This window comes from Pseudoduganella rivuli (assembly GCF_009674485.1).
Taxonomy (GTDB): Bacteria; Pseudomonadota; Gammaproteobacteria; order Burkholderiales; family Burkholderiaceae_D; genus Rugamonas; species Rugamonas rivuli_B.
On the sequence record NZ_WKJJ01000005.1, the window covers coordinates 273,554 to 292,619 of the forward strand.

17 protein-coding genes are annotated in these 19,066 nt (G+C 64.8%); 11 read left to right on the forward strand and 6 right to left on the reverse strand.

Annotated features, from left to right (window positions below; all coding sequences use genetic code 11):
• Nucleotides 1-66: 66 nt before the first annotated feature.
• Nucleotides 67-2,406: a family 43 glycosylhydrolase gene (locus tag GJ700_RS36070; protein ID WP_371867902.1), complete on the forward strand. Its 2,340-nt coding sequence runs from the start codon at nucleotides 67-69 to the stop codon at nucleotides 2,404-2,406.
• Nucleotides 2,407-2,422: 16 nt separating this feature from the next.
• Nucleotides 2,423-3,004 carry a PEP-CTERM sorting domain-containing protein gene (locus tag GJ700_RS09965; RefSeq protein ID WP_154373183.1) on the forward strand — a complete coding sequence of 194 codons (582 nt, stop codon included), beginning with the start codon at nucleotides 2,423-2,425 and terminating at the stop codon, nucleotides 3,002-3,004.
• Here GJ700_RS09965 and GJ700_RS09970 read toward each other — a convergent pair.
• Nucleotides 3,001-3,597, reverse strand: coding sequence for a phosphatase PAP2 family protein (locus tag GJ700_RS09970; protein WP_195763845.1), 597 nt, complete (start codon nucleotides 3,595-3,597; stop codon nucleotides 3,001-3,003). The genes GJ700_RS09965 and GJ700_RS09970 overlap by 4 nt on opposite strands.
• Nucleotides 3,598-3,715: 118 nt before the next feature.
• Nucleotides 3,716-4,378 carry a TetR/AcrR family transcriptional regulator gene (locus GJ700_RS09975; RefSeq protein ID WP_371867903.1) on the reverse strand — a complete coding sequence of 221 codons (663 nt, stop codon included), beginning with the start codon at nucleotides 4,376-4,378 and terminating at the stop codon, nucleotides 3,716-3,718.
• Between the two features lie 172 nt (nucleotides 4,379-4,550).
• Here GJ700_RS09975 and GJ700_RS09980 point away from each other — a divergent pair, with 172 nt between their 5' ends.
• The 3 genes from GJ700_RS09980 to GJ700_RS09990 are packed head-to-tail and all read left to right on the forward strand — an operon-like array spanning nucleotide 4,551 to nucleotide 8,084.
• Complete coding sequence (locus tag GJ700_RS09980) at nucleotides 4,551-6,218, forward strand: AMP-binding protein (RefSeq protein WP_154373189.1); 1,668 nt, start codon at nucleotides 4,551-4,553, stop codon at nucleotides 6,216-6,218.
• A 22-nt stretch (nucleotides 6,219-6,240) separates the two neighbouring features.
• Nucleotides 6,241-7,626 carry an MFS transporter gene (locus GJ700_RS09985; protein WP_154373191.1) on the forward strand — a complete coding sequence of 462 codons (1,386 nt, stop codon included), beginning with the start codon at nucleotides 6,241-6,243 and terminating at the stop codon, nucleotides 7,624-7,626.
• On the forward strand, nucleotides 7,623-8,084 hold the full coding sequence (locus tag GJ700_RS09990) for a cache domain-containing protein (RefSeq protein WP_154373193.1): 462 nt from the start codon (nucleotides 7,623-7,625) through the stop codon (nucleotides 8,082-8,084). The genes GJ700_RS09985 and GJ700_RS09990 overlap by 4 nt, the downstream gene beginning before the upstream one ends.
• Nucleotides 8,085-8,086: 2 nt before the next feature.
• Here the strand turns inward: GJ700_RS09990 and GJ700_RS09995 are convergent, their stop codons facing one another.
• The gene (locus GJ700_RS09995) at nucleotides 8,087-9,100 is read right to left on the reverse strand and encodes an AraC family transcriptional regulator (RefSeq protein ID WP_154373195.1); all 1,014 of its coding nucleotides are present in this window, start codon (nucleotides 9,098-9,100) and stop codon (nucleotides 8,087-8,089) included.
• A gap of 198 nt (nucleotides 9,101-9,298) precedes the next feature.
• On the opposite strand from GJ700_RS09995, the gene GJ700_RS10000 reads away from it, so the two are divergent.
• From GJ700_RS10000 to GJ700_RS10025, 6 genes are read left to right on the forward strand one after another with little or no spacing between them, the layout of a single operon-like run.
• Nucleotides 9,299-10,804 (forward strand): CoA-acylating methylmalonate-semialdehyde dehydrogenase, encoded by a 1,506-nt coding sequence (locus GJ700_RS10000; RefSeq protein ID WP_154373197.1) that lies wholly within the window; start codon nucleotides 9,299-9,301, stop codon nucleotides 10,802-10,804.
• 9 nt (nucleotides 10,805-10,813) lie between these two features.
• Complete coding sequence (locus tag GJ700_RS10005; RefSeq protein ID WP_154373199.1) at nucleotides 10,814-11,974, forward strand: acyl-CoA dehydrogenase family protein; 1,161 nt, start codon at nucleotides 10,814-10,816, stop codon at nucleotides 11,972-11,974.
• Complete coding sequence (locus GJ700_RS10010; protein WP_154373201.1) at nucleotides 11,971-12,753, forward strand: enoyl-CoA hydratase; 783 nt, start codon at nucleotides 11,971-11,973, stop codon at nucleotides 12,751-12,753. The genes GJ700_RS10005 and GJ700_RS10010 overlap by 4 nt, the downstream gene beginning before the upstream one ends.
• A complete protein-coding gene (locus tag GJ700_RS10015; protein ID WP_154373203.1) occupies nucleotides 12,753-13,907 on the forward strand; it encodes an enoyl-CoA hydratase/isomerase family protein in 1,155 nt (384 codons plus the stop codon). Before GJ700_RS10010 ends, GJ700_RS10015 begins: the two co-directional genes overlap by 1 nt.
• An 11-nt stretch (nucleotides 13,908-13,918) precedes the next feature.
• A complete protein-coding gene (mmsB, locus tag GJ700_RS10020; protein WP_154373456.1) occupies nucleotides 13,919-14,815 on the forward strand; it encodes a 3-hydroxyisobutyrate dehydrogenase in 897 nt (298 codons plus the stop codon).
• Between the two features lie 3 nt (nucleotides 14,816-14,818).
• Nucleotides 14,819-14,995, forward strand: coding sequence for a hypothetical protein (locus tag GJ700_RS10025; RefSeq protein ID WP_154373205.1), 177 nt, complete (start codon nucleotides 14,819-14,821; stop codon nucleotides 14,993-14,995).
• A 141-nt stretch (nucleotides 14,996-15,136) separates the two neighbouring features.
• Here the strand turns inward: GJ700_RS10025 and GJ700_RS10030 are convergent, their stop codons facing one another.
• From GJ700_RS10030 to GJ700_RS10040, 3 genes are all read right to left on the reverse strand, one after another.
• A complete protein-coding gene (locus GJ700_RS10030; protein WP_154373207.1) occupies nucleotides 15,137-16,546 on the reverse strand; it encodes an aspartate kinase in 1,410 nt (469 codons plus the stop codon).
• Between the two features lie 44 nt (nucleotides 16,547-16,590).
• The gene (locus GJ700_RS10035; RefSeq protein WP_154373209.1) at nucleotides 16,591-17,637 is read right to left on the reverse strand and encodes a porin; all 1,047 of its coding nucleotides are present in this window, start codon (nucleotides 17,635-17,637) and stop codon (nucleotides 16,591-16,593) included.
• Between the two features lie 83 nt (nucleotides 17,638-17,720).
• Nucleotides 17,721-19,058 carry an MFS transporter gene (locus tag GJ700_RS10040; RefSeq protein ID WP_154373211.1) on the reverse strand — a complete coding sequence of 446 codons (1,338 nt, stop codon included), beginning with the start codon at nucleotides 19,056-19,058 and terminating at the stop codon, nucleotides 17,721-17,723.
• Nucleotides 19,059-19,066 lie beyond the last annotated feature (8 nt).

A 19,066-nucleotide genomic window follows, 5' to 3' on the forward strand; every position in this document is an offset into this window, starting at 1 on the left:
GGGATATCGTCCCCACCTGACCGCGATCCAGTCGCGGCATACAACAATAATTCAATGGAGACGACCGTGACAAACACCTTCTCGCTGTGGGGGGCTGCCGCTGCATTGGCCTCGGCCCTGCTGTCCACCAACGCCGCAGGGCAGGCCGCTTATACGCCCGTGGCATTCCAAAACGCATCCGTCCACGATCCATCCGTGATCCGCAACGGCAACACCTACTACGTGTTCGGCTCGCACCTGGCGTCGGCCAAGAGCACCGACCTGATGAAGTGGACGCAACTGACGGACTCCGTCAGCGCCACCAATCCCCTGTTCCTGAACGGGTCCAGCAACGTCTACACAGAACTGGCCGAAACCTTCAGCTGGGCGCAGACGTCCACCCTGTGGGCGCCGGACGTGATCCGCCTGGCCGACGGCAAGTACTACATGTACTACAACGCGTGCAAGGGCGATTCGCCCCGTTCCGCGCTGGGCGTTGCCGTCGCCAATAACATCGAAGGGCCGTACGTCAACAAGGGCATCATCCTGAAGTCCGGCATGTGGGGCCAGACCAGCTATGACGGCACGATCTATGACGCGCTGAAGCACCCGAACACGGTCGACCCGAACGTGTTCTTCGATAACGGCGGCCGGCTGTGGATGATCTACGGCTCGTATTCGGGCGGGATTTTCATCATGCAGATGAACCCCACCACCGGCATGCCGCTGGCGGGACAGGGTTATGGCAAGCGCCTGACGGGCGGCAACCACAGCCGCATCGAAGGCGCCTACGTGATGTACAGCCCCGCCACGCAGTACTACTACATGTTCACGTCGTTCGGCGGACTCGATGCGAACGGCGGCTATAACATGCGCGTGGCGCGCGCCACGGCGCCGGACGGCCCGTATGTCGATGCGCAGGGCGTCAACATGGCCAACGTCAAGGCCGATCCGGCGAAGCCGCTGTTCGACGACGCGTCGATCGCGCCGTATGGCGTGAAAATCATGGGCAACTTCCTGTTCGAGCGCAGGATCGGCGACGCCGGCACGGGCATCGGCACCGGTTACGTGTCGGCCGGCCACAACTCGGCGTATTACGACGCCGCCACCGGCAAGCACTTCCTGATCTTCCACAGCCGCTTCCCCGAGCGGGGCGAACAGCATGAAATCCGCGTGCACCAGATGTTCATGAACGCCGATGGCTGGCCGGTGGTGGCGCCATACCGCAACACCAATGAAACGGCGGGCACGGTGCGCCGCGAATTCATCTTTGGCGACTACATGTTCGTCAACCATGGCAAGGATATCTCCGCCACCATCAAGAAATCCAGGATGATCACGCTGAATGCGAATGGCAGCATTACCGGCGCCGTGACGGGCAGCTGGACGCTGGCGGGCGCCAACCAGGTCGAGATCAACCTGCCTGGTTCGTCGCCCTTCAAAGGCGTGTTCCTCGTCCAGTGGGATGAGACGTCGAAAAGCTACGTGACGACATTTACCGCCACCTCGCGCGAAGGCGTGGCCATTATGGGCAGCCGCCTGATTCCCCGCAGCGACCAGCAAGTCGTCAGCGCGGTGTACGAGGAACTGAGCCTGGGTAACACCAATGCCGTCACCGGCGACATCACGTTGCCCACCGTTGCCGCGCGCGACGCCACGATCACGTGGACATCGTCGAATCCGGCGGTGCTGAGCAATACCGGTAAAGTCACCAGTCCCGCCAGCGACGTCACCGTCACGCTGACGGCCAACATTGCCAAAGGCAGTCTGAAGGCCGTCAAGCAGTTCGTGGTGACGGTCCGCAAGCTGGGCAGCCTGGTCGCCAATTACGCGTTCGACGGCAACCTGGCCGATTCCACCGGCGCGTTCCGCGCGGGCACGGTCATCGGCAGCAGGATCGATGTCGCGGGCGGCAGCCTGACGTATGAAGCGGGCATGAAGGGCAGCGCGGCGGTCTTCAACGGCGCCACCGGCATCCGCCTGCCCGATGGCCTGATTGCCAGCAACACGTACACGGTGGCCATGTGGCTCAAGCCCGCGCAACTGACGGCCTTCACCACCACGTTCTTCGGCGCCCGCACGGGTGACTCGTGGATCAGCTTCCTGCCCAAGGGCCACGATTTCGTCGGCGGCGCGTCCATGCTGTGGTCGGGCACCGCGTGGTATGACGCGGGACTGGGCATGAATATTCCCGTCGGCCAGTGGTCGCACGTGGCCTTCACCGTCAAGAGCGGCGCCGTCAACGTCTACGTCAATGGCGTCAAGCGCTTCAGCGGGACCAACTTCCCGAACGTGTTCACCACCACCAATGGCGTGTTTGCGCTGGGCGTGAACTGGTGGGATACGCCATACAAGGGGTCGATGGATGACTTGCGCATCTATGGTTCGGCCCTGACGGACGCGGAAATTTCCAGCATCGCACGCTGATTTGACGGAGAAGACAATGAACAACGTACTGAAAAAAATCGTGCTGCCGCTGGCGCTGGCCATCTGTTCCGCGACCGCGTCGGCCGGCGTGGTGACGTTCGACGACCTGTCCGGCGACTTCACGGAAGCCATCGCGGACGGCTACCAGGGATTCAACTGGACCGGCATGGGGTCGATCCGCTCGGATGCGTTCCCGGGCAGCGGCTATGAGACCGGCGCGGTCTCGCCAGCCAACACGGCGTTCAACCGCGACGGCGGCATTGCCGCGATTTCCAAAGCGGGGGCGGGGACCTTTGATTTCGTGGGCGCGTTCTTCACGTCCGCGTGGCTGGACCAGGAACTGTCATTCGAAGGTTATGCGAATGGCCAGTTGCTGTATGCGTCGGCGGCCTCGTTCGTCATCGACACCATGACGCCGCTGTGGGTGCAGCTGGACTGGAGCGGCATCGATACGTTGGTGGTCTACAACAGCAGCGGCACGCAGTGGGCCATGGATGAGATGACCGTGCCGGAACCGTCGTCGGTGGCGCTGTTCGGCATTGCCGCCATGGGGTGGATGGCGGCGCGCCGGCGGCGCATCGGGGGAAGGCCGGTCTAGAACGCCTTGTGAAAACCCACGTACACGCCACGGGGCAGGGCTTTCACCACCCACGGCCCCCGCTGGTGTTCCAGGTAGCCGGCGGCCGCGCCGACCGCGGCCCCGGCAATCACGTCGCTTTGCCAGTGCGAATGCGATTTCACGCGTGAAATCATTTCATACGCGGGAATCGCGGCCAGCAGCCAGACCATCGGATGGTCATCCTTGTATTCCAGGATCAGCGGCGTGACGACGGCGGAGGCGGCCGTCACGTGCCCGCTGGGGAAACTGCGCCCGCCGGCAAACCAGCGGCCGGGATCCTGCGTTTCCGTGGGCCGCACCCGGCCCGTCGCGACCTTCAACACCTCGGTGGTGGCGGACGCCAGCGCCCATGCTTCGCTGCTTTGCCACAGCGTGCGGCCCAGCCGGTCTTCGGACCCCAGCCACAAGGCGCCCGCCATGGCGCCCACTACCGTGGTATTGACCACGAGGTTGCCGTGCCGCCAGAACGGCCCGACTTCCACTTCATTGAGGCGCCGGTCGAAGTCGTCGGCATGGGCGGCGCAGCAGGCGCCGGCCAGCAGGACGGCGGCAAAGGATGGGCGCAATTTCATCGGCATTCCCCAGTGGAACTATGGTTGTTCCCAAGATAGGGCTTGCCGCGTCAATACTGCGTTAAAACCAGCGTAGGGCTGCGTGAAATGACAACGGCAGCCTCAACAGTAAAAAACGTCAGCGCGGCGCCGGCGGCGTGAAGACCTGCTGGCTGCCGCACACGCCCCGCAGGCAAAAGCTGATGATGGCGACCGCCTGCGCGGTCAGGGCGGGATCGTCGGCTGGCGCGTCGATGGCCAGCGGCCCGACCAGGCCCTCGAACAGGCAGCCGACGATGCAGTCGGCCGACGCATTGGCATCCTGCGCGGGGAATTCGCCGCTGTGGATGCCCTGTTCGATGATGGTGACAAAGATCCGCGACAGCGCGCGGTGGTATTTCATGCGCACGGCTTCCAGTTCCGGCTCGACCGGTTCGGCCACCAGCGCGTGGGCCATGCGGCGGCCGTGCAGCGCGCGGCTGGCGAAGGTCCAGGCGGCGTTGCCCAGCCGGCTGGCGGCGCTGCCTTCGCCCATGGCGACGCCGGCCACCACGTCGATTTCACGCTGGCCGGACATGTCGACCACTTCCATCATCAATTCGACCTTCGCGGGGAAGTAGCGGTACAGTGTGCCGATGGCGATACCCGCCGCATCGGCGATGGCCGACATTTGCACGTCGCGGAAGCCTGATTGCGCCACCAGGCGGCGCGCCGCATTGAGGATCAGCGGGTATTTGTCCGGTCCACGGTGGCGGATGCGCGGCTTGCGCGCCGCGCCAGCCGGATTGATGTCGTCTTCCACGCGATTCCCCCAAGATGTCTTGCGCGCGATTGTACGACAGCGGATGGCTGACGTAAAGCGAACGACCGTTCTCGTAAAAACCTTTGACAACAAGAAGTCATCAACCTAATCTTAAGTGAAGATAGATTCTAATAACTATTTAAGACAGCATCATTCCCACTTGGAGACAACCATGGACTTTGGCACCACCGGCGCTTCGCCACAGCAACGCATCGCGCAATTACTCGAACAATACGGCGCCACCCAGGTCTGCGCCGCACACCTGCTGTGCGACCGGCACGATCCGGACTCGGTCGCGTACCGCATCGTCAGCAGCGATTTGTCGGTCGAACCCTTCACATACGGCGACCTGAAACGGGAATCGGAACGCTTCGCCGCGGCGCTGGCCGCGCTGGGCGTGCGTCCGGGCCACCGGGTCGCCACGCTGATGGGCAAGAGCAAGGAATTCCTGATCACGTTGATGGGCATCTGGCGCCTGGGCGCCGTCCACGTGCCGCTGTTTACCGCCTTTGCGCCGGCCGCGGTGGCGCTGCGGCTGACGGGCAGCGATACGCGGGTGGTCGTCTGCGACGCGTCGCAGCGCGCCAAGCTGGACCCGGGACCGGACATGCCGGTTGGCGCGCCGTGGAAGATCGTCACCGTGGGCGGCGCCGGTCCCGACGGCGATCCCCGCGCCATCGGTTTCCAGCAAGCGCTGGATGCGCAAGTTCCCGGTTTCGCGCCAGCCACGCTCGGACCCGACAGCCCGCTGATCCAGATTTACACGTCCGGCACCACGGGCCGCCCGAAAGGCGTGGTGGTGCCGATGCGCGCGCTGGCGGCCTTCCACGCGTATGCGGAATTCAGCCTGGGCTTGCGGCCGGACGACACTTACTGGTGCGCCGCCGATCCGGGCTGGGCGTATGGCCTGTATTTCGGCGTACTGGGTTCGTTCACCACGGGTGTTTCCAGCGTGCTGCTGAAGGCCGGCTTCGACGCGGCGCTGACGTACCGTGTGCTGGAACAGTGCGGCGTGACGAACTTTGCCGCCGCGCCCACCGTGTACCGCTCGATGCTGGCGTCGGACGCGCGGCCCGGACAGCTGCGCATCCGCTGCGCGTCCAGCGCGGGCGAGCCGCTGACGCCGGAAGTCAATGCGTGGGCGGTCGGCACGCTGGGCGTGCCCGTGTATGACCACTATGGCCAGACGGAGACCGGCATGTTGATCTGCAATCACCATGATCCGCGCCTGGCCAGTCCCGTCAAGGAAGCGTCGATGGGTACGGCGATGCCCGGCTGGACGGCGCAGGTGCTGGCCAAGGACAGCGATACCGTGGCCGCCACCGGCGAAGTGGGGCGCGTCGCGTTCGACCTGCGGGCCAGCCCGCTGGCCTGGTTCGCCGGCTATGAAAGCGAGCCGGAAAAAAGCGCGGAAAAATTCACGGCCGATGGCCGATGGTACGTGACGGGCGACCTGGGGCAGGTCGACGATGACGGCTACTTCCGTTTTTCGTCGCGCGAAGACGACGTCATCATCATGGCCGGCTACCGCATCGGCCCGTTTGAAATCGAATCCGTGCTGACCCTGCATCCGGCCGTGGCGGAATGCGCCGTGATTGCCGTGCCGGACATGGTGCGCGGCGAAGTCATCGAGGCCTATGTGGTGCCGCACCAGGGAAACGCCGCGTCGGTGGAGCTGGAAAAGGAATTGCAGCGCTGGGTCAAGGAGCGCTACGCGGCGCACGCCTATCCCCGCAAGGTCCACTTCGCGCAGCACTTGCCGAAGACCGCCAGCGGCAAGGTGCAGCGCTTCGTGCTGCGCGAACAGCGCAAGCAGGACCTGGCGCGGGCCGCCGCCTGATCCGACTACACTGGAGACAACAATGCGAAAAATTAACGTCAGCGAACTGGCGGGCGCGGCGCCTTTCAGCGCCGCCTTTCACGGCAAACTATTGATCTGGTGCGGCCTGGTGATCATCTTCGACGGCTATGACCTGGCGGTGGCGGGGATCGCGCTGCCATCGATCATGGCAACGATGGGCGTGAATGCGGCCAGCGCGGGATTCATGGTCAGCTCGGCGCTGTTCGGCATGATGGTCGGCGCGATCGGGTTCGGCACGGCGGCCGACCGCATCGGCCGCCCGAAAGCCATCGCGATTTCCATGGGGCTGTTCAGCTTGTTTACGCTGGCCACGGGCTTCACCAGCGATCCCGTCACGTTCAGCGCGGTGCGCTTCCTGGCGGGACTGGGCATCGGTGGCGTGCTGCCCAACCTGGTGGCGGAAATGGCGGAGTTTTCGCCGGCCCGCATCCGCACCACGCTGACCACGTTCATGTTCAGCGGCTATGCGGTGGGCGGGATGCTGGCCGCCGTCACCGGCAAAAGCCTGCTGGACGCGTATGGCTGGCAATCCGTGTTTTTCGTCGCGGGCATGCCGGTGGTGCTGGTGCCCTTCGTGCTGAAATCGTTGCCGGAATCGATGCCGTTCCTGATCCGCAACCAGCGCACGGGGGAACTGAAGCGTGTGCTGGCCGCGATGGCGCCGTCCCACGTGCCGCAGGTGGGGGATACCTATGTGACATCGGCCGGCACGGCGCGCTGCGAAGGCGTGCGGGCGCTGTTTGCGCAGGGACGCGGCTTCAGTACGGTCATGCTGTGGACTGTGTTCTTCATGTGCCTGTTCATGGTGTATGCCCTCAGCGCCTGGCTGGCCAAGCTGATGGCGTCCGCCGGTTACAGCCTGGGCTCGGCATTGAATTTTGTGCTGGCGCTGAATTTCGGCGCCATGGTGGGCGCCATCGGCGGCGGCTGGCTGGCCGACCGCATCAATATCAAGTACGTGTTGATGACCTTTTTCCTGCTGGCGTCGGCATCGATTGGCTTGCTGGGCTATGACTCGCCGCTGCCGGTCCGTTTCCTGCTGGTGGGGCTGGCGGGGGCCACCACGATCGGCACGCAGTTGCTGGCCTATGCCTATGTCAGCCAGTTCTATCCGCTGACGGTGGGCGGCACGGGACTGGGCTGGGCATCCGGCGTGGGAAGGACCGGGGCCATCATCGCACCGGTGCTGATCGGCACCATTGTCGGCATGCAGCTGGAATTGCAGCATAACTTCTTTGCCATCGCCGTGCCGGGATTGCTGGCGTTTATCGCGATGGCACTGGTCGACCACCGCTTCCACGGGCAGGAAGCGCCCGCCGACGCGGAGCCCTTGCACGCTTTGCCGGCCGAAGCGGTACCGTTGGCGGCAGCGGGAGGCAGCCGATGAACGCCATCCTCCGGCTGGTTGTGCTGGCCCTGTTCCTGTTTGCCCAGCAGGCGCCCGCGCACGCCGCCCCGCGTGGCAGCGCCGGCGAAGCCGTGGCCATGGTCAAACGCGCGTCGGCGTTCCTGCAATCGAAAGGGCGCGACGAGGCGTTCCGGCATTTCAACGACCCGGCGGGCGGCTTTGCCGACCGCGACCTGTACATCGCCGTGATCGAAGCCAACGGCACCATGCTGGCGCATGGCGGCAACCGCCGGCTGATCGGCAAGTCGCTGATCGATATCAAGGATGCCGATGGCAGGCAATTCATCCGCGCCTTGCTCGACACGGCGCACAAGCAGGGCAGCGGCTGGGTCGACTACAAGTGGCCGAATCCGGTGACGGGGCAGATCGAAACCAAATCCACCTACGTGGAAAAGGCGGGTGAGCTGGCCATCCTGTGCGGGATCTACAAGCAGTAATCTCAGCCCTGGCTGGCGCCCTGCAAGCGGTACTGCCCCGGGTTGGCGCCGGTCCATTTCTTGAAAGCCCGGTGGAACGCGCTGGGTTCCGCGAAACCCAGTTGCGCGGCGATGTCGGCCACGCTGTGCGTTGAATGGCACAGCAGGTCGACCGCCATGTCGCGCCGCAGCTGGTCCTTGATCAGCTGGAACGACTGGCCCTCGTCATCGAGCCGCCGGCGCAAGGTGGCCGGTGTCATCTTCAATTGCATTGCCACGTCGTCGAACCCGGCCCATTCGCTGGCCGACGACGCGCGCAGGCGGCGCCGGATCTGCGCCGCCAGGCCGTCCGTGTTTTTATATTTGATGACGATGTTGCCGGGCGCCTTGCGCACGAAGGCGCGCGCATCCTGCTGGTTGCGGATCACCGGCAGTTCCAGCAGCGCGCGCGCAAAATGCAGCGCTGTCGCCTCCCGCCCGAAGTACAGGTGCTCGGAGTACATGCGCTGGTATTCCGCGCTGCGCGGCGCTTCCGCATAACAGAACGCGGCCGACAGCACGGGGATGCGGCGCCCCACCAGCCAGCACGCCAGGCCGTGCTGCAGCATCAGCAGGGTTTCGAAGCCGAACACGCGCGCCGCGCCGTGCTGTCCCGACGGGCGGATCGTCAGCATGGCTTCGCCGCCGCGCACTTCCAGCGCGCAGTGGAAATCGTCCAGCAGCAAATTGAAGAAGCGCGCCATGCGCTTCAGCGCTTCGCCCAGGTTCGGACAATCCGTCAGCATGTACGCCAGCATGGCGAAGCTGCCCACCTTCATGCGGCGGCTGTCCTGGCCGAACAATTCATCGTCGAGCGCGGCCGCCACCGACAGCCACAGCTTGCTGAAACTCTCCGGCGTCACCCGTCCGTGGGGCGATTGCACGGTGGCCGGCGCGATGCCGGCATCGAGCAGCAGCGCATCGGGCGCAATGCCGCGCGCGCGCAGGGAATCGAGCGCCGATTGCACGAAGTAGACGGAGACGCTGCCTTTTTCCATACGGGATATTCTGCATTCATGAAAGTAAGCCTTATGGTGTAAGGCTTCATGCAATCAGTATAAACAGTTGGCGCGCGTTCGGCAAAAGTGGCAAATTCTCGCACCAAGTTTGATTGTTTCCGGCATAGGCGGGGCGGACCTGCGTGCGTATTCTGTTTTCACGCACCGACCGACACACATCTTTTAAACGGAGACACCATGAGCCAACCCATCCCCACCGTCAAGCTGCTGATCAACGGCGAATTCACCGAGTCGTCCACCACCGAGTGGCGCGACGTCGTCAATCCCGCCACGCAGGAAGTGCTGGCGCGCGTGCCGCTGGCCACCGTGGCGGAAATCGACGCCGCCGTGGCGTCCGCCAGGCATGCCTTTAAAACGTGGCGCCGCACGCCGATCGGCGCCCGCGCCCGCATCTTCCTCAAGTACCAGCAATTGATCCGCGAAAACATGAAGGAACTGGCCGCGCTGCTGACGGCTGAGCAGGGCAAGACCCTGGCCGACGCGGAAGGCGATATCTTCCGCGGCCTGGAAGTGGTGGAACACGCGGCCAATATCGGCACCCTGCAAATGGGCGAGATGGCCAATAACGTGGCGAACGGCGTCGATACCTACACGCTGCAGCAGGCGATCGGCGTTTGCGCCGGGATCACGCCGTTCAATTTTCCCGCCATGATTCCGCTGTGGATGTTCCCGATGGCGATCGCCTGCGGCAACACGTTCGTGCTGAAGCCATCCGAGCAAGACCCGATCGTCACCATGCGCCTGGTGGAGCTGGCGCTGCAGGCGGGCATCCCGGCCGGCGTGCTGAACGTCGTGCATGGCGGTGAAACCGCCGTCAACGCGATCTGCGACCACCCGGACATCAAGGCCGTATCGTTCGTCGGCTCAACCCGCGTCGGCACGCACGTGTACCAGCGCGCATCGCTGGCGGGCAAGCGCGTGCAGTGCATGATGGGCGCGAAGAATCACGCCGTCGTGCTGCCGGATGCGAACAAGGACCAGGCGCTGAACAATATCCTGGGCGCGGCATTCGGCGCGGCGGGCCAGCGCTGCATGGCGCTGCCGGTGGTGGTGCTGGTGGGCGAGGCGAACCAGTGGATCCCGGAACTGGTGGAAAAAGCCCGCGCCATGAAAATCAGCGGCGGCACCGAGCCGGGGACGGATATCGGTCCGCTGATTTCATGCGCGGCGAAGTCCCGCGTGGAACGCCTGATCGGCCGGGGCATCGAGGAGGGCGCGACACTGGAGCTGGATGGCCGCCAGCCGGACGTGCCGGGCTACGGCAACGGCAATTTCGTCGGCCCCACCATCTTCTCCGGCGTGAAGCCCGGCATGGCCATCTACGACGAGGAAATCTTCGGCCCGGTGCTGTCGCTGGTCTCGGCCGCCACGCTGGATGACGCGCTGGCCTTCATCAACAGCAACCCGAACGGCAACGGTACGGCGGTCTTCACGCAATCCGGCGCGGCGGCCCGCAAATTCCAGGAAGAAGTGGAAGCGGGGCAGATCGGCATCAACGTACCGATTCCCGTCCCGGTGCCGCTGTTCTCGTTCACGGGTTCCGGCGCGTCGAAGCTGGGCGACCTGGGCCCGTACGGCAAGCAGGTGATCCTGTTCTACACGCAGACCAAGACCGTGACGGCGCGCTGGTTCGAAGACGGCAGCGTGGCGGGCGGGGTCAATACCACCATCTCGCTGAAATAGAGGCCCATCATGGATTTCGAACTGTCCGAAGTACAGGGCGCTTTCCGGCAGAGCGCCCGCGATTTTGCCGCGGGCGAGATGGCGCCCCACGCGGCGCGCTGGGACGCCGATTGCGAATTTCCCCTGGAAACCATCCACAAGGCGGGCGAGCTGGGATTTTGCGGCATGTACACGCCGCACGAGATGGGCGGTTTGGGCTTGTCGCGGCTCGATGCGGCGCTGGTGTTCGAAGAACTGGCGGCGGCCTGTCCGTCCACCACGGCCTACATCACCATCCACAACATGGTGAGCTGGATGGTGGCCACCTGGGGCGGTCCGGAAATCCGCGAGCAATGGGCGCCGTTGCTGGCGTCCGGCGAAAAACTGGGCTCGTATTGCCTGACGGAGCCGGGCGCCGGCTCCGACGCCGGTTCGCTGGCGATGCGCGCGGTGCTGAAAGACGGCTATTACACGCTGGACGGCAACAAGGCCTTCATTTCCGGCGCCGGTTCCACGGATTTGCTGGTGGTGATGGCCAGGACGGGTGACGCGGGACCGAAAGGCATCAGCGCCTTTGCCGTGCCGGCCGCCACACCGGGCATCAGCTACGGCCGCAAGGAAGTCAAGATGGGCTGGAACAGCCAGCCGACGCGGGTCGTGAGTTTCGACCGCGTGCGCATTCCGGCCAGCCACCTGCTGGGACAGGAAGGCGAAGGCTTCCGCATCGCCATGCGGGGACTCGATGGCGGCCGCATCAACATCGCCACCTGTTCCGTCGGCGCGGCGCAGGCGGCGCTGGACGCGGCGCGCGCCTATATGACGGAACGGCGCCAGTTCGGCAACCGCCTGTCGGCGTTCCAGCACCTGCAATTCGAACTGGCCGACATGCAAACGGAACTGGTGGCCGCGCGCCAGATGGTGCGGCTGGCGGCATCCAAGCTCGATGCGAAGGCGCCCAATGCCAGCGTGTATTGCGCCATGGCCAAGCGGCTGGCGACGGACGTGGGATTCAAGGTGTGCAACCAGGCGCTGCAAATCCACGGCGGCAACGGCTACATCCGCGAATACCCGCTGGAACGCTACCTGCGCGACGTGCGCGTGCACCAGATCCTGGAAGGCACCAATGAAATCATGCGCGTGATTGTTGCGCGCCATTTACTCGAACAACCAAGCGCGGAGGAACTGCGATGAATACCTACACCAATTTGCAAGTTGAAATCACCGGCCACACGGCCGTGGTCACCCTGGCCAACCCGCCGGCCCATACGTGGACCGCCGACAGCCTGTCCGCGTTGACGCGGCTGGTGGCGGACTTGAACGCCAACCGGGAAATCTACAGTCTGGTGGTGACGGGGCAGGGCGAGAAATTCTTTTCCGCGGGCGCCGATCTGAAAGTGTTTGCCGATGGCGACAAGGCCATGGCCCGTACCATGGCGCGCCGCTTTGGCGAAGCGTTTGAAGCGCTGTCGCGTTTCCGTGGCGTGTCGATTGCCGCCATCAATGGCTACGCGATGGGCGGCGGACTGGAATGCGCGCTGGCCTGCGACCTGCGCATCGCGGAAAGCCATGCGCAAATGGCGCTGCCGGAAGCGGCGGTGGGTTTGCTGCCGTGCGCCGGCGGCACGCAAAACCTGGCATGGCTGGTGGGCGAGGGCTGGGCCAAGCGCATGGTGCTGTGCGGTGAGCGTGTCGACGCCGACACGGCGCTGCGCATCGGCCTGGTCGAACAGGTGGTGCCGAAAGGCGAGGCGCTGGCTGCGGCGCTGGCGCTGGCCAAATCGGTGGAAAAGCAAAGCCCGACCAGCGTGGCCGCCTGCAAGAAGCTGATCCAGGGCGCCCGCCACGAGGCGCCCGCGCAATGGCTGCCGGTGGAACGTGAAATGTTCGTCGACCTGTTCGATACGGAAGACCAGAAGGAAGGCGTCAGCGCCTTCCTGGAAAAGCGCGCCGCGCAATGGAGGAATGCCTGATGGACGGCTCGAACACGGTTCCGGCAACCGGCTTGCCGGTGCTGGCTGAAACGCTGCAAACGGCCAATGGCCGCCTGATCGGCGTGCTGACGCTGAACGCGGAAAAGACGCTGAACGCGGTGTCGTTGCCGATGATTGAATTGCTGACCGACCACCTGGCTGCGTGGGCGGAAGACGATGACGTGGCCATGGTGCTGCTGCAGGGCGCCGGCAGCAAGGCGTTTTGCGCGGGCGGCGACTTGCACAACCTGTACCGCACCATGCACGCGCAGCGGGAATCGGACCAGGCCGGCGACGTTACCGGCAATGCCTACGCGAACGCCTTCTTCAGCATGGAATACCGGCTGGATTACACGATCCACACCTATGAAAAACCGATCCTGTGCTGGGGCCATGGCATCGTCATGGGCGGCGGTATCGGCCTGATGGCCGGGGCCAGCCACCGGGTGGCGACGGAAAGGACGCGGATGGCCATGCCGGAAGCGGGCATCGGCCTGTTCCCGGACGTGGGGGGCTCGTGGTTCCTGAACCGCATGCCGGGCCACGCGGGCCGCTTCCTGGCGCTGACGGGCATTTCCATCGAAGCAGCGGACGCCCGCTATGTGGGACTGGCTGATTATGTGCTGCCGCACGCGGTCAGGGACGACGTGGTGGAAGCGCTGCTGATCCAGCCGTGGAGCGCCAACTGCGAGGCCAACCACGCGCTGGTCGGCTATGTGCTGCGCCGCGCGGAAGCGCGCAGCGGCGACCAGGCCTGGACGCACACGGGACCATTGCGCCAGCACCAGGATTTGATCGATTACCTGTGCGGCCGCGATAGCGTGGATGACGTATTGTCGGCCATGGCCGCGCTGGAAACCAACAACCCGTGGCTGGACAAGGCGGCCGCGTCGCCCCGGCGGGCATCGCCCGGCGCCTTGCGCCTGGCGTGGCGCATGCTTGAAGCCGCGAAGCACTTGTCGCTGGCGGACGTGTTCCGCCTGGAATACGGGGTGGCGCTGCATTGTGCCGCGCGGGGGGATTTTGCCGAAGGCATCCGCGCACTGCTGATCGACAAGGACATGGCGCCCGACTGGCTGCCGGCCGACAGCAGCGCAGGCTTCCTCGACAACCCGTGGGCAGGGCACTCCCATCCGCTGGCGGACCTTAAATAAACGGAGACATGATGAGTCATATTGCATTTATTGGACTGGGCAACATGGGCGGCCCGATGGCCCTGAACCTGGTAAAAGCCGGCCACCGGCTGGCCGTGTTCGACCTGGCCCCGGCCGCATTGAAAACGCTGGGCGACGCCGGCGCCACGGTGGCGCCATCGGCGCGCGCCGCTGCCGAAGGGGCCGATATCGTGATTTCCATGCTGCCCGCGAGCCGCCATGTGGAAAGCCTGTACCTGGGCGCGAATGGCGACGCGGGCGTGCTGGGCGTGCTGAAGCCCGGCGCGCTGGTGATCGATTGCAGCACGATCGCGGCGCAGTCGGCGATCGCCGTCGCGCAGGCGGCGCAAGCGGCCGGTATCGACATGCTCGATGCGCCCGTATCGGGCGGAACGGGCGGCGCGCAGGCGGGCACGCTGACCTTCATGGTGGGTGGACCTGCCGACTTGCTCGAACGTGCGCGCGCCGTGCTGCTGGCCATGGGCCGCAATATTTTCCATGCGGGCGGCCATGGCGCGGGCCAGACGGCCAAGGTCTGCAACAACATGCTGCTGGGGATACTGATGGCGGGAACGTCCGAAGCGCTGGCGCTGGGCATGGCCAACGGCCTCGATCCCCGCGTGCTGTCGGACATCATGGTCAAGAGTTCCGGCCGCAACTGGGTACTGGAACTGTACAACCCCGTGCCCGGCGTGATGGACAATGTGCCGGCGTCGCGCGGCTACAGCGGCGGCTTCGGCGTGGACCTGATGCTGAAAGACCTGGGACTGGCGGCGGAAGCGGCCATGAACGCGAAATCCCCGGTGCCGCTGGGCGAACTGGCGCGCAACCTGTATGCGCTGCACAGCACGCGGGGCGCCGGCGCGCTGGACTTCTCCAGCATCATCGATTTGCTGAAGAAGGACTAAATCATGACGGTACGGTTGATCCATATTGGCAAGCGTGCGCGCCAGCAGGGGATACGTGTTGGCAACCGTTATTTTCACATCATGCTGGACGATGTCGGCGTCGTGCTGCGGATCCGCGACGAACCGGTGCGCCGCGACCCGCTGGTGGCGGCGCTGTTCGGAGACGGAGTGGCCACGTAGGGCGGATTGGATTCACCAAGCCGCCATGCCAGCGTTGCGATGCAGCGGGCTTATGTGGTGACGCGGGCATGGCGGCTTTGCCTGCGGCAAATCCGCCCTACGCATGACGCCCTGCGACTGCAGGAAGCGATGACGGGTCGGTTATGCCCCCGCCCCGAAGAAGTGGTCATGGATCGCCTGCAGCGCCAGTTTGCGGTCGCTGCGGTCGACCAGCATGTAAGCCGCCACTTCGCTGGCGCCGGCCGCCGCCAGGGTGACGCGCACGCCGCCCGCCAGCGCGGCAGACAACGCGCGGCTGGCAATCGCACTGCCGACATTCGATGCGTCGAGCACGCCGTCACCGACCACGGCGACAATCGCCACCGCATCGTTGCGCGACACTTCCACCACGCCGGGAATATGGTGCCCGGCCAGCGCTTCATACGCCGCCTCCAGGTGGTCGCGCGCCAGCAGCACGTTGATGGCCGTCTGCGCCGTCAATACGCTCTTGATGTTGATGCCGTTGTGGTCCAGCGTGGACGTGACTTCGGCCAGGATGCCCGGCTTGAAGCCGACGCCGGGACCATGCAGCTTCAAAATCGCCACATCGTCGCTGGACGACACGCTTTTCACCACGTCATGCGTGACGGTGCGTTCGCCATCAATGACGGTGAACGGGTGCAGCCCCAGGTCGGGCCGCGTGATGTTCAGGATGCGGATCGGAATGCCCTGGTCGAACAGCGGTTCCACCGTGCGCGGGTGCAGGATTTTTGCGCCGAAGTACGACAGTTCCGCCGCTTCCAGGTAATGCAGGCGTGCGATGGAATGTGGGGCGCTGACGGCGCCCGGGTCGGCGCTGAGGAAGCCGTCGACGTCCTTCCACACGTCCAGCGATTCGGCGCCGATGCAGCGGGCAATCGACGCGGCCGAATAATCGGAACCGCCGCGGCCGAACAACGTTGGCTTGCCGTCGCGGCTGACGCCGTAAAAGCCGGGCACGACCACCACGCCGTCGCCCGACAGGGCTGTCGACACGGGACCCGTGCTGGCGTCGAAATCGCAGGCGGCATTGCCAAACACGCCGTCCGACACCAGCCCGATATCTTCCGGCAGCGCTTCGCGCGCATTGATGCCCCGGCTTTGCAGCACGTCCGCCAGCAGCAGGCTGGACAGCCGCTCGCCGTAACTGAGGATGGCGTCATTGACGAAATCCGGCACGTCGCCGATGTAATGGATGCCGGTCAGGTAGCGCGTCAATTGGTCCAGCCGCGCATTGAGCGCGGCTTCCGTGCGGGCGCGCTGCGCCGGGTCCTTGATGTTGGCTTCGAGGATTTCCTTTTTCAGGGCGCGCAGCGCCAGCGTGTAGTCCTGGCTTTCCTCCAGCGCGGAAATGGTGCCGGCACCCTTGCGGGCCGCCTGCACGCAATCGATCAGCGCATTCGTGATGCCGTAAAAGGCCGAGACCACCAGCACCAGCGGCCGGTTATAGGTTTGCACCACATCGGCCACGCGGTCGATGTCTTCCGGCCGCCGCAAGTTGGAGCCCCCGAATTTCACGACGATTTTCTTCATTTTTATGTTCCCGCTGAGCAAAAGCCCAGTATAGCAACTCGCCGCTAGAACATGTGCATGACGCCCACGGCGATGCCGCGCTGGCCCGTCTGTTTCGATGCGGGGATCAGCGCGCCCCGGTAGCGGTTGACGTCGAATTCGCCATACAGGTTGGTGCGCTTGGAAAAATGGTAGCTGCCGCCCAACAGGTACAAGGTGCGCTTGCCGTCGGCCTTGCCGTCTTCATAGTCCGAGCGGTACACGGCGCCCGCCAGTTCCACGGCGGGGTTCAACTGGTAGCTGACGCCGCCAAACGTGGTCTGGTTTTGATAGGTGGTGGCGGCCGCCTGCTGGCGCTCGCGCGCCCAGCCGGCCTTGACCGTGAACGCGTCCAGCTTCACGCCGCCGCCCAGCAGCACGGCATGGTTGTCGAATCCTGCCGTGGTCTGCTTGTGCGTATAGGCGCCCGCCGCCAGCACGCCGTGGCCCGCATAGCTGAAGCCCGCGGCGCGGGCCGAGCCTTTGCCGCTGTCGCCCGCCACTTCGCCCGGCGCGTATTCCGCGCGCACGGTCAGGCCATGGAACGTTCCCGTATATTGCACGTCGTTGTTGAAGCGGGTGCCGGACGATGACGACGCGCCCAGTCCCGCCGCCGTGGCGGCCGCCGGCAGCGACGTGCCGGACCCGGACGACAGGGGCACCAGGCCCGTGTAATGGTGGTTGAACGGATCGAGGAACAGTTCGGTACGGAAGCCGATCGAGTACTGCCGGCCCAGGTCCACGGCGCCCCAGGCGCCGCCCAGGCCGACGGCGGCGGTACGGTTGAACAGCACGTTGTTGGTGTTGTCCAGCGCGCCGGTCTTGCTGTTGAAGCCACTCTCCAGCTGGAAGTGGGCATTCAGGCCGCCCCCCAGGTCTTCTGTGGCGCGCAGGCCCAGGCGGTTCGAATAGTACTGGCCGGAACCCACCGACAATAAATGGTTGCCGGCGGCGTCCACATTGGTCTGGTAGCGCAAGCCGGCGTCGATGGCGCCGTAGAATTGCACGTTCGACTGGGCAAAGGCGGACGGCATGGCGGCGGCCAGGGCCAGCGCCAGTAAGGACTTCTTCATGTTTGTCTCCGATTATGATTGGCAGCCGGGGCGAGCGAGGTCCCCGGCATACTGCCGGTGTCGAGCTTCTGCAGGTGGTGAGGTCAGGCCGCCGCGTTGGCGGCGGCGTTGCGCGCCGCCTGGCGGGCGCCGTTGCTCAGGGCGAGCAGGGTGATGATGCTGCACACGGCCAGCGCCGCGATCGGCGTCAGCGCCAGCGCATGGCTGCCGGTTTCTTCCTTGATCCAGCCATAGACGTTGATCATCAGGCCGCCACCGATCAGGTTGGAGACGGCATTGATGGCAGCCAGGCCCGCCGCGGCCGTGGCGGACGACAGCCACGTGGAACTGAGCGCCCAGAACGGGCCCTTGAACGAATACGCGCCGGTCAGCACGCAGGACAGCAGCATCATGGTGGTCACCAGCGACGCGCTCAGCAAGGTGCCCAGCATGCCCAGTGCGATCAGGGCCAGCGGGATGGCGGTATGCCAGCGGCGTTCATTATTCTTGTCGGAATGGCGGCCCCACCACACCATGACCACGGAGGCGATGACGTAAGGGATGGCATTGACCAGGCCCGTTTGCATGACCGTCAGGCCAAACGATTTGATCAATTGCGGTTGCCAGATGCCCAGCACGGACCCGGCCGACGATGCCGTCGCGCAAATCAGCGCCATGCCCAGCACTTCCTTGCTGCGGAACAATTGCCAGATCGTCAGGTGGGCGGACGAGGTTTTCTTCGCGGCGCGTTCCTGCGCCATGCGGGCCGACAGCCAGTTGCGCTGCTCTTCGGTCAGCCAGCGGGCCTGCTCCGGCCTGTCCGTCAGGTAAAACAGGCAGACCAGGCCGATCAGCACGGTGGGGATGCCTTCCAGGATGAACAGCCAGTGCCAGCCGCGCAAGCCCAGCATGCCATCCGTTTCCAGCAGCATGGCCGATAGCGGCGAGCCGATAAAACTGGCCATCGGCACGGCCACCATGAAGATGGCGATCAGGCGGCCACGGTAGGCGGCGGGAATCCAGTACGTCAGGTACAGCAACACGCCAGGGAAGAACCCGGCTTCGGCCGCGCCCAGCAGGAAGCGCATGATGAACAGCGACGTCTGGCCCTGTACCAATGCGGTGCTGGCGGTGACGATGCCCCAGGTGATCATGATGCGGGCAATCCATTTGCGGGCGCCGAATTTTTGCAGCGCCAGGTTGCTGGGAACTTCAAACAGGAAATAAGAGATGAAAAACAGGCTGCCGGCAAAACCGAAGATTTTCGGCGTGATGCCGAGGTCATGATTCATTTGCAGCGCGGCCATGCCGATGTTGCCCCGGTCGATAAAAGCCAGCAGGTAGCACACCATGAGAAATGGAATCAGGCGCCACGTGACTTTGCGGATGGTTTCCGCTTCCAGGCGGGCGTTGTGTTCCTGTGTATGGTCTTGAATATTCATTGTCGTCC

What these genes read in the sequence shown, in the direction of transcription:
- GJ700_RS09965 (WP_154373183.1), top strand. Translation starts at nt 2,423, where the DNA reads ATGAACAACGTACTGAAAAAAATCGTGCTGCCGCTGGCGCTGGCCATC.
- GJ700_RS10035 (WP_154373209.1), bottom strand. Translation starts at nt 17,637, where the DNA reads ATGAAGAAGTCCTTACTGGCGCTGGCCCTGGCCGCCGCCATGCCGTCC.
- GJ700_RS09970 (WP_195763845.1), bottom strand. Translation starts at nt 3,597, where the DNA reads ATGAAATTGCGCCCATCCTTTGCCGCCGTCCTGCTGGCCGGCGCCTGC.
- GJ700_RS10010 (WP_154373201.1), top strand. Translation starts at nt 11,971, where the DNA reads ATGAATACCTACACCAATTTGCAAGTTGAAATCACCGGCCACACGGCC.
- GJ700_RS10000 (WP_154373197.1), top strand. Translation starts at nt 9,299, where the DNA reads ATGAGCCAACCCATCCCCACCGTCAAGCTGCTGATCAACGGCGAATTC.
- GJ700_RS10015 (WP_154373203.1), top strand. Translation starts at nt 12,753, where the DNA reads ATGGACGGCTCGAACACGGTTCCGGCAACCGGCTTGCCGGTGCTGGCT.
- GJ700_RS10005 (WP_154373199.1), top strand. Translation starts at nt 10,814, where the DNA reads ATGGATTTCGAACTGTCCGAAGTACAGGGCGCTTTCCGGCAGAGCGCC.
- GJ700_RS10030 (WP_154373207.1), bottom strand. Translation starts at nt 16,546, where the DNA reads ATGAAGAAAATCGTCGTGAAATTCGGGGGCTCCAACTTGCGGCGGCCG.
- GJ700_RS09995 (WP_154373195.1), bottom strand. Translation starts at nt 9,100, where the DNA reads ATGGAAAAAGGCAGCGTCTCCGTCTACTTCGTGCAATCGGCGCTCGAT.
- GJ700_RS10025 (WP_154373205.1), top strand. Translation starts at nt 14,819, where the DNA reads ATGACGGTACGGTTGATCCATATTGGCAAGCGTGCGCGCCAGCAGGGG.
- GJ700_RS09990 (WP_154373193.1), top strand. Translation starts at nt 7,623, where the DNA reads ATGAACGCCATCCTCCGGCTGGTTGTGCTGGCCCTGTTCCTGTTTGCC.
- GJ700_RS10040 (WP_154373211.1), bottom strand. Translation starts at nt 19,058, where the DNA reads ATGAATATTCAAGACCATACACAGGAACACAACGCCCGCCTGGAAGCG.
- GJ700_RS09980 (WP_154373189.1), top strand. Translation starts at nt 4,551, where the DNA reads ATGGACTTTGGCACCACCGGCGCTTCGCCACAGCAACGCATCGCGCAA.
- GJ700_RS09985 (WP_154373191.1), top strand. Translation starts at nt 6,241, where the DNA reads ATGCGAAAAATTAACGTCAGCGAACTGGCGGGCGCGGCGCCTTTCAGC.
- mmsB (WP_154373456.1), top strand. Translation starts at nt 13,919, where the DNA reads ATGAGTCATATTGCATTTATTGGACTGGGCAACATGGGCGGCCCGATG.